Here is a 13,067-nt window from a genome sequence, read left to right as displayed (position 1 = left end):
GCGGGGGGAGCGTTCCCATAGGGTGCGGCCTGGTTACCTCCGGCTTTCGCGGCCATGGAACAAACCACCTCGCATCCGATTAGGCTGCGCGCGCCAGATCCGGCGCCCCGGAGGTAAGCATGGACCGGGAAGAACGCATCAGACGCCGCGCTCATGAGATCTGGGAGCGGGAGGGCCGGCCGGAAGGGCGGCAGCAGGAACATTGGGATCAAGCGGTGCAGGAAATCGAGGCGGAGGGCTCCGAGGCCGAACGCGGGCCGGTAGCGCCCGACCCGACAGTGGGCGCAGGCTCCGATCCAAACACCAACCGACCGGGAGGTTGAGCCCTGCGCAGCCAGGCAGAATCGTCTGGCCTGGGCGTCAATGGAGAGACTTCGAGTGCCACGTATCATTGCTTTGATTGCCATCCTGATCATCGTGCTGATCGTTGTCTGGACCTGGGTGGAGCGGGAACCGGAAGGCCCAGGCGGCGGGGCTCAGCAGCCGGCGCCCCATGCCATCGACCAGAACGGCTGAGGCGAAATGTCAGCCAGCGCCTGCAGCACGCCTTCCAGTATCAGCGACTTGCGGCCTCACCGGGTCTGCAGCCTGGTCTGCGGCGGCGGGCAGCGTTGGCTCGCAAGCCCCTGAAGAACGCCTCTGATACGACAGCAAGTCGACCGGCAGGGTCCCGGTCACTGCCATTGCGGCATAGGCCAGCGGCAACAGCAGGTGTTTCCCGGTTTCGAAGCGGCCGGACAAATGGTTCCGCCGCAAGGCCTGGCCCACCGGCAAAAGCATAGCGCGCCGGAACGACTCCATCCGCACCGCGTTCTAGGAACGACTTCCCTGGTGATTGCTATGTCCAAGCGTCCGCCCGAAACGAAACCGGTGCCGCAAGATCGACGGTCCCGGCAGCCGATTTTCAGCGAGGATGTGCCGCCTCGCATGCTCGACTTGGCCAGGCGCCTGGCCAAGGCCCTGCGCCAGCGGCCTGGGAACGCCGGTGCTGACGGCAAGGCGGGCCCTAACAAGGAAGCATGAAACGTGCGCGATCTGCGAGGGCTTCACATACTGATCGTGGAGGACGAGTGGCTCCTCGCCAGCGATCTGGCCCAGTTTTTCACCGACATGGGCGCCGTCATACTCGGCCCCGTCGCGACCGTGGAGCAAGCCGCCCGACACACCGAGGCGGCGGAAGCCGCCATACTCGACATCGATCTCCAGGGCCGGCGCGTGTTTCCGATTGCCGATGAATTGATGCGGCGAAACGTGCCTTTCGTTTTCTTCAGCGGCTACGAGGATATCGCTGTGCCGGAACACCTGAGATTCGCAAGCAGCCTCAGCAAATCCTCCAGCGGCGTCACTGTGGCGGATGCCCTTTTCCCCCCAGACCAGTCCCGGCCTGCGACCGACCGGCCAGACGACGACGTGTTCTCGCTGCTGCCCAAATTACGGCTTACGGCGCGTCTTTTGCTCGGCGACGTCAATGCCTCCGATCGGCTTGTCGAGCACACGCTTCAACAAGCCCTCGACGAAATCGACAGCCGGCCGGAGGGATCGACCATCGCCGACTGGTTGAACGCAATCATGCGCAGGTTGGCGCGAGCGCGCGGAGCAAGCCTGCTGCACTGACGCCTGGGCAGCCGAACCGCCGCAGGTCGTCAGGCGAGCGTCTTTCAATGCACGAACCGACTCCTCAGCCAGGCTAAGAGCCGATTGCCCCCCATGATCCTGCGAACCCGCGCCGCAGCCCAGCTCGCGCGCATGGTGGAGCCGGCGTGGCAGCTGCAGACGACTTCATGCAATTCCCAATCGGAGAGCTCGAAGAAGCGTCTCGCCTCGCCATACGTGTCCGAAGCCAGACCGGAGGCGCGCAGCAGCGGATCGTCGAACGCCACGGTGATCGGCGATCCCGGTGCCCGCGCTTCCTGTCGGACTGAGGGATAGAGATGCTCGGTACCGGTGAGCGCCGAAAGGCACCGCAGCGGGTTCTGGTCGAGCAGCTGCGCCCACCGCTCCAACCGCTGGTTTCTTGTTTCGAGCAGCGCCGGCGCAAGCGGATTGACCTCCGCGACAGCTTGCAATTGGTCGAGCGTCTGGTGCTTCATGACTGGCTCCTGTTCATCGTCGTCTGACCGGCTGTGACCGACCTTGGGAGCCCGCGTCCGAGGTGTGCAAGGGCGCGGGCCGATCAGTGTTGCCCACCGATCTCAGCAGGCGCCAAGCAGCGGCGCTTGCAGCGACACCAAACTGGCAGCCAATTCCAATGTTCCGCGCGCCCCATCGAAATTGACCACGGAACATCCCCTGACCCCCGTCGTTAACGGAAAGCTGCCCTCAATCTGAACTGGGCGTGATGTTGCAGGAAAACATGAACAGACCGCGGCCGCAGCCTGCCTCCGACCATCGTCGCAAGCCGGCCGCTGGATCCGAGCGGTCTCTTCGCCGCGCTTCTCGCGGGCATCACACCATCGTCATCGGCGCCTCCGCCGGCGGGATCGAGCCGCTGAAGCGGATCGTCAGCGACTTGCCGCCGGATCTGCCGGCAGCGGTTTTCGTCGTGGTCCATATCGGCCAGGTCAGCTACCTGCCGGAAATCCTCGATCGGGCGGGAGCGTTGAAGGCCTCGGTGGCCAAGAATGGCGCGACCGCCCAGACCGGCAATATTTACGTGGCGCCACCAGGTTTTCACCTGCTGCTCCATGGCGATCACATGATGCTGCGGCGCGGGCCGCGCGAGAACCTCGCCAGGCCGGCGATAGACCCGCTGTTTCGTTCGGCAGCGCTCAGCCACGGCGCAAGCGTCGTCGGTGTGCTGCTTTCGGGCGCGCTTTCCGACGGCACGGCTGGTCTGAGGGCCATCAAGGCCGTGGGCGGCCTCGCCGTGGTCCAGCACCCGAAGGACGCTCTCGTGCCGGCCATGGTGGAAAATGCGCTGCACTATGCCGAGATCGACCACTGCCTGCCGGCGGCGGAGCTCGGCGGTCTGCTGGGACAACTGGCGTCCGAACCAGCCGGCGAAACCTTTGCCGCCCCGCCGGGTGTGAGGCTGGAAGCGGCAATCGCCGCACAGGAGCACTCGACCATGAAAGATGAAGATCGACTTGGCGAACTGTCGGTGTTTACATGTCCCGAATGCCACGGACCGCTGTGGGAGATCGAAGACGGTGACATGCTCCGCTATCGGTGCCATACCGGGCATGCCTTCACGGCCGACGCGGTGATGGAGGCGCAGGCGATCGAGGCGGACGAGATCTTGTGGAGTCTGCTGCGGGCACATCAGCAGCGGGCCGCGTTTGCCCGGCGCATGGCCGAGCGGGAGCGGACACGGGATCGATCCGCGCTCGCGAGAGAGTTCGGCCAGCGGGCCAGGGAATATGAGGCGGATGCAGCCGTGATCGAGCGCATCCTCGAAAGCAGGCGGGTACAGGTACCAGACGATGGCGCAGTCGGCGAGGAAGGCAACGGCAACGAAGCCACGGACTAGTTCCCGCGAGCCGGCGCTAGAGCCCGCGGTCTTCCCCATCATCGGCATTGGCGCGTCGGCAGGCGGCATCGGCGCGCTGCAGAAATTCTTTCCGGAAGTGCCGGCCGATAGCGGCTTTGCCTATGTGGTCATCCAGCATCTCGATGCCGAGCACGAGAGTGTGCTTGCCAGCATCATCCAGCGCTGCACCGCGATCGAAACGCAGACCGCGGCCGAGGGTGTCCCGATCGAGCCGGACAATATCTACGTTATTCCGCCGGGCGCCTCTGTCACGATCGCGAACCGCCGTTTTCACGTGGCCAAGATGGCTGCGACGCGGGCCAAACGGACGCCGATCGACGATTTTTTCACCTCGCTGGCTCAGGAGCAGTCGGAGAATGCCGCCGGGGTCATCCTGTCCGGGACGGGCAGCGACGGCACCATCGGGCTCAGGGCGATCAAGGAGCGCGGCGGGCTGACGCTTGCGCAGGAAAGCGCAGAATATGACGGCATGATGCGCAGCGCCGTGCAGAGCGGCATGATCGACATGGTGCTTCCCGCGGAAGAAATGGCCGCGAAACTGGTCGGCTATTTCAGCCACGCCAAGCGCACCGAAAGCGAGCGCGACCGCCGCAAGCGCGACGTGGCCGAACAGCTTTCGCGCATCGCGGCACTGCTTCGCGTGCGCACCGGCCACGACTTCAGCGGCTACAAGGACAACACCATCTTGAGGCGCATCCAGCGGCGCATGCAGGTGCTGCAGATCGATGATCCCACCGTCTTCTACGAGCGGCTGCGCGACGAGCCGCAGCAGGTCGATCTTTTGTTCCAGGACCTGCTCATCGGCGTGACCAGCTTCTTCCGCGACCCGCAGGCCTTCGACGTGCTCGAACGCATGGTCATTCCCCAGTTGTTCGAGAACCGCAAGCCGGACGAGACGATCCGGGTATGGGTGCCTGGCTGCGCGACAGGCGAGGAAGCCTATTCGATTGCCATGCTGCTCAAGGAGAACGCGCCCCGGGGTGCCGCCTCGCCCAGCCTGCAGATATTCGCCACCGATATCGATGAGCGGGCGCTGGAAGTGGCCCGAGCCGGCCGCTACCCGGCAACGATTGCGACCGATGTCACGCCGAAGCGCCTCAAGGAGTTCTTCTCGCGCGAGGACGGCACCTACCGCGTCGCCGCCGAGTTGCGGGAGGTGTGCCTGTTCTCGGCGCACAATCTGTTGCGCGATCCGCCCTTTTCCAAGCTCGACCTGATCGCCTGCCGGAACCTCTTGATCTATATGGGCCCGGAACTGCAGGAAAAGATCGTCCCGATCTTCCACTATGCGTTGCGCAACAACGGCTATCTCTTCCTCGGCTCGTCAGAGAACGTCACCCGTCACGCGCGCCTGTTCTCGACCGTCGACAAGACGAGCCGCATCTTCCAGAAGCGCGGCGGGGTCGCCACGCAGCGGTTGCCGGAATTCCCGCTCGCGGCCGCGACCAGGCAGGCCGCCCCGCATGCTCGCCAGCGGACGACGACCGGAACCTTGCAGGAAATTGCCGAACGCCTGCTGGTCGAGCGCTACTCGCCGGCCTACGTGGTGATCAATGCCGGCGGCGAGTTGGTGCACAGCTCCGGCGGCACGGGCAAATATCTCGAGCTTGCCGCCGGCGCACCCGATCACAACGTCTTTTCCATGGCGAGGCGCGGCCTGCGCATGGATTTGCGGGCAGCGCTTCACAAGACCGTCAGCACCGGGCAGGTGGCGGTCCAGAACAAGATCAACATCGGCACCAACGGCGGACGCCAGACGATCAGCCTGGCCGTGCAGCCGCTGCCCTCCGACGGCTCGGCGGACCCTCTGTACATGTTGGTCTTCAGGGATGTCGGCGGCATCAAGCCTGAGGCCGATGACGAGCCCGTCCACACCACCGACGATGTCGAAAGCGCCAATGTCAACCAGCTCGAAAAGGAGCTGAGGGAAACCCGGGAGCGGCTGCAGATCACGACGGAGGAGCTTGAATCCTCCAACGAGGAGCTGAAGTCCTCGAACGAGGAGTTGTCCTCCATCAACGAGGAGTTGCAATCGTCCAACGAGGAACTGGAAACCTCCAAGGAAGAGCTGCAGTCGATCAACGAGGAGCTCCAGACCGTCAATGCCGAGCTCAACATCCGCGTCGACGAGCTCAGCCGCGCCAACAACGACATGGCGAACCTGCTCGAAAGCACGCAGATCGCGACCGTGTTCCTCGATCGCGACCTCTGCATCAAAAGCTTCACGCCGACGGCGCGCGACCTGTTCCGGCTGGTCGAAAGCGATGTCGGCCGGCCGCTCGCGCATGTCCGACCCCGCTTTCCCGCCGACGGACTTCAGACCGACATGGAGCAGGTGCTGCGCCGCCTCGGCACGATCGAGCGGCAGATCGAAGGCGCAGAGAGCGGCAGGCGCTACATCATGCGCGTGCTGCCGTACCGAACGGTCGACAACGTCATCGCCGGCGTCGTCGTCACCTTCGTCGACGTCACCCAGATCGCGCGGGCGGAGGAAAAGATCGGCGCGCTCACTCATGACCTGCGCAACCGCCTCGACAGCCTGGAAACGCTGCTGGACCTGGTGCCGGTGGGCATCTTCATCGCCGAGGACGGCGATGGCGAGGCGATCCGCGGCAACCGCTATGCGGTGGAACTCGCCGGCCGGCGAGCCACGGACGGCAAACTGACGACCGTGCCGGCCGAACTGCCGCTGATGATCAACGGCTCCGCGTTGAAACCCGACGACCAGCCTTTGCAGAAGGCGATGCGGACGGGCAAGGCTGTCCCCAGCTATGAGGCGCGGATCGCGCGGCAGGACGGCAGCAGCCTCGACGTGATGATGTCGGCCAACCCGCTGTTCGATGAGTCCGGCAGGGTTCGCGGCGCGATCGCGGCGCTGGTCGACATCTCGAACCACAAGGAGGCGGAGCGCAGCCAGGAGAGGCTGTTGCACGAGTTGCAGCATCGCGTGAAGAACATCCTGGCCACGATCACGGCGCTGACGTCGCGCATGATCCGCTCTTCGACCTCGATCGGCGATTTCTCGACCTCGTTCCAGGAGCGGTTGCACGCCATGGCACGAACGCACGAGGTGCTGTCGTCTTACAATTGGGGCGATGCCGACCTCGAGCAGTTGCTCAGGGGGACACTTACCCCATACGGCAGCAAGGAGCGGCAGAACATAATAATCCAGGGCAAACCGTTGCATCTGAGCGCAAGCGCCGCTGCGACGCTCGGCATGGTCTTCTTCGAGCTGGCCAGCAACGCCGCCAAATACGGCGCGCTGTCCACCGAGAGCGGCCGCGTCGAAGTCACCTGGAATGCCGATAAACCCGGGAAGTTGTCGATCCGCTGGAAGGAAATCGGCGGACCGCGTGTCAAGGAGCCGCCGCGGCGGAATTTCGGAACAAGCTTCATCCAGCAAAGTTTGGAGTATGAATTGGGTGGCAAGGTGGACCTGCGGTTCGAACCTTCCGGATTGGAATGCGATCTGGAAATACCGTTGTCCACGAATGCAGGTCCTTCGCTGCCCGGCAAGGAATGAATACGGACGCGCTTCTGACCGGCCTTAAGGTCCTCGTCGTCGAGGACACTTTCCTGCTCGCGCGCGATCTCGCCGATCAGCTGGCCGCGGCAGGATGCGCCGTGATCGGTCCGGCGCCCACTAACAAACAGGCGTTCGAGAAGATCGAGGGCGTCACCCTCGATGGAGCGGTCCTCGACGTCAATCTGCGTGGCGAACGCAGCTTCCCGCTCGCCGAGCATCTCTCCGCCTGCGGCGTCCCGTTTCTCTTCCTCACCGGCTATGACAGCGTGACTGTCTTTCCCGATCAGTTCCGGGACGCGCCGAGGCTCTCGAAACCGGTCGACCACAAAGTGTTGATCGACGCGGTGGCGCGGTTCCGCAAAAGCGCCGCCCCTGGCTGAGATCGCCCTTGCTCAGATCTTTCGTGCGGCTACGAGGCGCCGCGATCCTCGACCATCCGGCTTGCCATCTCGACGATATCCTCGATTGCCGCGGGCTTCGAAAAGTATGGCGCGCCGCGGAACACCTGGCCTGGAACGCAGGATCGTAGCCTGAATGCACGATGAAGGGCACGCCAAGGTCCTTGAGGCGGCTGGCAGCGATCCCGCGTTGTCCATCGAGCAGTTGGATATCTATGATGGCCACATCGGGTCGGTTGTCGTCCAACCAGCTTCCTGCTGCCCGTTCGGAGCCGGCGCAGGCAACTTCGAATCCTCTTGCCGCTAAGCCATTCGCCACGTCGGAGGCGATCAGATACTCGTCTTGTGCCAAGGGCGCCCTCATACCGGCCTCCTCAGCTTCAACTGTTCCTGCCGGCTTAACCGGACCGCCATCGGCCCGGTTCCATCAAATGGAACGGTACGGGCTGGCTCTCTCGAGGATGGAAGCGAAAATCGTCCAGGTGCCCCGGCGGCGATCGTCCCAGCCCTTCCCGTGCGCAATTCGCGGCCGCGGCGCTGTCATGCCTTGGCTCGCAGAGATGAGAACAGCTCCGGCTGCGCAAATCGCCAGTTGGAGCACGACATGACGCCCAGTGGTGGCGTTCCCAGCCTGAGCCTCGGAGGGGCGCAAAGGGCCGAAGGTGATAACCATCCATCGTCTTCAGTATTGCCGCCTGCTCTTATGAGCGTAATCTCGTGCCTGTGAAGGAACCACAATGACCTTCCGACAGTTGAAATGCTGGGTGCGGCTACCCCTCGACCCGCCCCCCTTGCGAGGCTGCCATGATTGAGAAAAAAAGCGACATCTTCGACTTATTCTCGGAGATCTACTCCAACGCAGCACAGGAGGAGATGAGCCTCCAGCAATATCTCCTAGCCTGCCGCGAGGACAAATCGATGTACGCCTCTGCGGCCGAGCGCATGGTGACCGCGATCGGCGAGCCGACTTTCTTCGATACCAGCGGCGACGAACGGCTTGGCCGGATATTCGCCAACAGGACGATCAAGATTTATCCGTCTTTCGCCGACTTCTACGGAATGGAAGACACGATCGAGCGCATCGCCGGCTATTTCCGCTATGCATCGCAAGGGCTCGAGGAACGCAAGCAGATCCTCTACCTGCTCGGGCCCGTCGGCGGCGGCAAGTCCTCCCTTGCCGAGCGTCTCAAGAAGCTGATGGAAGAGCGGCCCATCTATACTTTGAAAATTGGCGACAGGATCAGCCCGGTTTTCGAATCGCCGCTCGGCCTTTTCCATCCTGACCGCATGGGTGACCTTCTCGAGGACAAGTATGGCATCGCCCGGCGGCGGCTCAACGGCCTGATCTCCCCCTGGGCGTCGAAGCGGCTGGACGAACTGTCGGGCGACATCTCCAAGTTCAGCGTGGTCAAGCTGATGCCTTCGCGCCTGCGCCAGATCTGCATCGCCAAGACCGAGCCAGGCGACGAGAACAACCAGGACGTTTCGTCGCTGGTCGGCAAGGTGGACATCCGACAGCTCGAAAATTTCAGCCAGTCCGATCCCGATGCTTATTCCTACAGCGGCGGGTTGAACCGGACGACGCAAGGACTTCTCGAATTCGTCGAGATGTTCAAGGCGCCCATCAAGGTTCTCCATCCTTTGCTGACGGCCACCCAGGAGGGCAACTACAACGGCACGGAGAATTTCGGCGCCTTCCCCTACCAGGGCATCATCGTTGCGCACTCCAACGAATCGGAATGGCTGCAATTCAAGAGCAACAAGAACAACGAGGCATTCCTCGACCGCATCCTGGTCGTCAAGGTGCCCTATTGCCTGCGCGTCACCGAAGAAAGACAGATCTACGAGAAGCTGCTGCGCGAGAGCGAACTGGCCGAAGCCCCGTGCGCGCCGGAGGTTCTCGACCTGCTCAGCCGGTTCACCGTGTCGACGCGCCTGGCCGAGCACGACAATTCGCCGCTCTATACGAAGATGCGGGTTTATAACGGGGAAAACCTGAAGGAGAGCGACCCGAAGGCAAAATCCATTCAGGAATATCGCGATGCCGCGGGTGTCGACGAAGGCATGACCGGGGTGAGCACGCGCTTCGCCTTCAAGATCCTGTCGCAGACCTTCAACTTCGACACCAAGGAAGTGGCCGCCGATCCTGTGCATCTGATGTACATTCTGGAAGCGGCGATCAAGCGCGAGCAATTCCCGAAGGAAACAGAAACCGCCTATCTCGATTTCATCAAGACAGAGCTTGCCGCTCGCTACGCCGAGTTCATCGGCCACGAGATCCAGAAAGCCTACCTCGAATCCTACAGCGAATACGGCCAGAACCTGTTCGACCGCTATATCGCCTATGCCGACGCCTGGATCGAGGATCAGGACTACAAGGATCCCGACACCGGCCAGATTCTGAACCGCGAGGTCCTCGACAACGAACTGTCGCAGATCGAAAAGCCGGCCGGCATCGCCAACCCCAAGGACTTCCGCAACGAGGTCGTGAAGTTCACCCTGCGCGCCCGCGCCAGGAACCACGGCCGCAACCCCTCTTGGACGAGCTATGAAAAGCTGCGGGAAGTCATCGAGAAGCGGATGTTCGGGCAGGTCGAGGATCTGCTACCGGTGATCAGCTTCGGCTCGAAGCAGGACAGCGTGACTGAGAAGAGGCACACCGAATTCGTGCAAAGGATGGTCGAACGCGGCTATACTAAGCGTCAGGTCCGCCGGCTGGTGGATTGGTATATGCGCGTGAACAAGGCGGGCTGAAACCAACCCCGGAAGTTCCGATGACCATCTTCATCGACCGCCGACTGAACCCGAAGGACAAGAGCCTCGGCAATCGCCAGCGCTTCCTGCGCCGTGCCCGCGCGGAGCTGAAGCAGACAATCCGCGAACGGATCCGGGCCGGCAAAATCGCCGATGTGGATGGCGAGCATGCCGTTTCGATGCCGGCAAACGGAACCAGCGAGCCACAATTCACCGACGCAAGGGACAGCGGCACGCGCCGTCATGTCCTGCCGGGCAACAAGCAGTTCGCTCCCGGCGATCGGATGCCGAAGCCGGGTGAAGGCGGCAATGTTGGATCCTCGCCGTCGATGAAGGAATCGGAAGACGACTTCCGCTTCGTCCTCAGCCGCGAGGAGGTGCTGGACCTCTTCTTCGAGGATCTCGAGCTTCCCGACATGGTCAAGCTCAATCTCAAGGAGATCGTCGCCTACCGGCCGCGGCGCGCCGGATTCGCTGCGACCGGCTCGCCTACCAACATCAACATTGCTCGCACGATGCGCAACAGCCATGGCCGTCGCATAGCGCTGAAGCGTCCCAAGCAGGAGGCGCTCGATGCGATAACCCTGGAGTTGGCAGCGCTCCAATCGGGCCCACCCGATCCCGCGGCGCGTCAACGCATCGTGGCGTTGCAGGAGGAACTCGATCGTCTCAAGCGCCGCCGCAGGGTGATCGCCTATGTCGATCCGGTCGATATTCGCTTCAACCGCTTCGACGCGCAGCCGCAGCCGAACGCCAACGCCGTGATGTTCTGCCTGATGGATGTTTCGGGTTCGATGGGCGAACGCGAGAAGGATCTTGCCAAGCGCTTCTTCGTGCTGCTGCACCTTTTTTTGAAACGGCGCTACGACCGCACCGAAATCGTCTTCATCCGCCATACGCATGAGGCTCAGGAAGTCGATGAGGACACATTCTTCTACAGCACGCAAAGCGGCGGCACCGTCGTTTCCACCGCGTTGGAGGAGATGCACCGCATCATCAGGAAGCGCTATCCCAGTCGCGACTGGAACATCTATGCTGCCCAGGCGTCCGACGGCGACAATTTCCCCACCGATTCCGATCGCTGCATTGCGCTCCTCGATGGTGAACTCATGCGCTTGTGCCAGTATTTCGCCTATGTCGAAATCATCGATGAGCGAGAGACGCACATCTTCGGCTCGACCGAGAACGGAACATCGCTTTGGCACGCCTATCAGGAGGTCAAGAAAGGCTGGCCGAACTTCCAGATGACGCGGATCGCCAAGGCCTCCGACATCTACCCGGTCTTTCGACAGCTCTTCACTAAGGAGAAGCCGCAGCGTGGAGGCGGCTGAAGGAGCACGGATGCCAAGGCTCGCTCCCAGTTCCGGTTTGCTGTTTTCCGGATCCGACTGGAATTTCCAGACCTTGTCGCGGGCTTACGACGCTATCGAGGCGCTCGGCATCGAAGAGCTCGGCCTCGACATCTATCCGGTGCAGATGGAGATCATCTCGTCCGAGCAGATGCTCGATGCCTATTCGTCCACCGGTATGCCGCTGATGTACCGCCACTGGTCGTTCGGCAAGCATTTCCTCTACCAGGAATTGCTGTACCGCAAGGGCGGTCGCGGCCTCGCCTATGAGCTGGTCATCAACTCCGACCCCTGCATCGTCTACCTGATGGAGGAAAACACCATGGCCCTGCAGGCCCTGGTGACGGCCCACGCGGCGCTCGGCCACAATCACTTCTTCAAGAACAACTATCTCTTCCGGCAATGGACCGATGCCGGCGCCATCCTGAGCTATCTGGACTTTGCCAAGGGCTATATAGCCCGGTGCGAGGAAAAGCAGGGCCTGGCCGCGGTGGAGGCCGTTCTCGATGCCGCGCACGCCCTGATGGGACAAGGCGTTTTCAGATATCGGCGGCCGCCGAAACTGTCCTCCGAAACGCAGCGCGAGGGACTGCGCGAGCGGTTGGAGTACGAGGAGCGCTCCTACAATGATCTCTGGCGGACCCTGCCCCAGTCGAAGGACGGCAAGAAGGCTGCCGAGACAGACGACGCGATCGCCGAGCGGAAGAAGTCGCTCCACCTTCCGGAGGAGAACCTGCTCTACTTCCTTGAGAAGAACAGCCTCATCCTGGAGCCGTGGCAGCGCGAAATCCTCAGGATTGTCCGCGTCATAGCGCAATATTTTTATCCACAGCGGCAGACGCAGGTGATGAACGAAGGCTGCGCGACCTTCGTGCATTACACGCTCATGAACGCCCTTTTCGATCGTGGCCGCATCAGCGAGGGCGCCATGCTCGAAATCCTGAGCAACCATTCGAACGTGGTGTTTCAGCCGGGCTTCGACGACCGGCGCTATTCCGGCATCAATCCCTACGCGCTGGGCCTCGACATGATGCAGGACATCCAGCGCATTTCGACGAACCCCACCGAGGAGGATCGCGACTGGTTTCCCGACTTCGCCGGCAATGGCAACTGGCGCGACACCTTGCTCGACGCCTGGGCCAACCATCGCGACGAGTCCTTCATCCGCCAGTTTCTCAGCCCGGCCTTGATCCGCAAATGGCGGATGTTCGTTCTTGCGGACGCGGCGAACGAGCCTTTCTACGAAGTCGCCTCGATCCACAATGAGCGGGGCTATGAAGCGGTCCGCAGCGCCCTTGCCCGCAGCTACGACATCGGCGCAAACAGCATGGACATCCAGGTCGTGGACGTGGACCTGCTCGGCGACCGTCATCTTCGCCTGCAGCACAAGGTCCATGACGGTATCGTTCTGGAGGGCCGCAGCCGCGACGCGACGCTGCGCCATATCCGCAATCTCTGGGGTTACGAGGTGAGCCTCGAAGGCATAGACGCCCAGACAGGCGCCGCTCTTTACGAACGCTCCAGCAGCCAGGCCGGCGAATGACCGGCGG

Annotated in this window: 10 protein-coding genes; 9 read left to right on the top strand and 1 reads right to left on the bottom strand. The window is 62.6% G+C overall.

All coding sequences use genetic code 11. From position 1 onward, the window contains the following. Nucleotides 1-119 precede the first annotated feature (119 nt). The 3 genes from EN818_RS14040 to EN818_RS14035 all read left to right on the top strand — a co-directional run bounded on the left by EN818_RS14040 (nt 120) and on the right by EN818_RS14035 (nt 1,614). Nucleotides 120-323 (top strand): DUF2934 domain-containing protein, encoded by a 204-nt coding sequence (locus EN818_RS14040; RefSeq protein WP_095808596.1) that lies wholly within the window; start codon nt 120-122, stop codon nt 321-323. A gap of 55 nt (nt 324-378) precedes the next feature. After that, nucleotides 379-516 (top strand): hypothetical protein, encoded by a 138-nt coding sequence (locus EN818_RS32690; protein ID WP_165350011.1) that lies wholly within the window; start codon nt 379-381, stop codon nt 514-516. Between the two features lie 543 nt (nt 517-1,059). Further along, on the top strand, nt 1,060-1,614 hold the full coding sequence (locus tag EN818_RS14035; RefSeq protein WP_245420589.1) for a response regulator: 555 nt from the start codon (nt 1,060-1,062) through the stop codon (nt 1,612-1,614). A 44-nt stretch (nt 1,615-1,658) separates the two neighbouring features. Here EN818_RS14035 and EN818_RS14030 read toward each other — a convergent pair whose 3' ends face one another. Further along, nucleotides 1,659-2,090: a hypothetical protein gene (locus tag EN818_RS14030; RefSeq protein ID WP_095808592.1), complete on the bottom strand. Its 432-nt coding sequence runs from the start codon at nt 2,088-2,090 to the stop codon at nt 1,659-1,661. 263 nt (nt 2,091-2,353) lie between these two features. Here EN818_RS14030 and EN818_RS14025 point away from each other — a divergent pair, with 263 nt between their 5' ends. The 6 genes from EN818_RS14025 (at nt 2,354) to EN818_RS14000 (ending at nt 13,060) form a co-directional block, all read left to right on the top strand. Continuing rightward, entirely contained in the window at nt 2,354-3,469 is a 1,116-nt protein-coding gene (locus EN818_RS14025; protein ID WP_095808667.1) for a chemotaxis protein CheB, read from the top strand. After that, a complete protein-coding gene (locus EN818_RS14020) occupies nt 3,423-7,013 on the top strand; it encodes a CheR family methyltransferase (protein ID WP_095808591.1) in 3,591 nt (1,196 codons plus the stop codon). The genes EN818_RS14025 and EN818_RS14020 overlap by 47 nt, the downstream gene beginning before the upstream one ends. Next, nucleotides 7,010-7,396, top strand: a complete 387-nt coding sequence (locus EN818_RS14015) for a response regulator (RefSeq protein WP_095808590.1) — start codon at nt 7,010-7,012, stop codon at nt 7,394-7,396. Before EN818_RS14020 ends, EN818_RS14015 begins: the two co-directional genes overlap by 4 nt. Nucleotides 7,397-8,218: 822 nt before the next feature. Beyond that, nucleotides 8,219-10,168, top strand: a complete 1,950-nt coding sequence (locus EN818_RS14010; RefSeq protein ID WP_095808589.1) for a PrkA family serine protein kinase — start codon at nt 8,219-8,221, stop codon at nt 10,166-10,168. A 20-nt stretch (nt 10,169-10,188) separates the two neighbouring features. Beyond that, nucleotides 10,189-11,499 carry a YeaH/YhbH family protein gene (locus tag EN818_RS14005; RefSeq protein WP_095808588.1) on the top strand — a complete coding sequence of 437 codons (1,311 nt, stop codon included), beginning with the start codon at nt 10,189-10,191 and terminating at the stop codon, nt 11,497-11,499. A gap of 10 nt (nt 11,500-11,509) precedes the next feature. Further along, on the top strand, nt 11,510-13,060 hold the full coding sequence (locus EN818_RS14000) for a SpoVR family protein (protein ID WP_095808666.1): 1,551 nt from the start codon (nt 11,510-11,512) through the stop codon (nt 13,058-13,060). Nucleotides 13,061-13,067 lie beyond the last annotated feature (7 nt).

Source organism: Mesorhizobium sp. M3A.F.Ca.ET.175.01.1.1, assembly GCF_004791945.1.
Lineage (GTDB): Bacteria > Pseudomonadota > Alphaproteobacteria > Rhizobiales > Rhizobiaceae > Mesorhizobium.
Note: the sequence above shows the minus strand (reverse complement) of the source record. Positions and strands in the feature narration are given on the sequence as shown.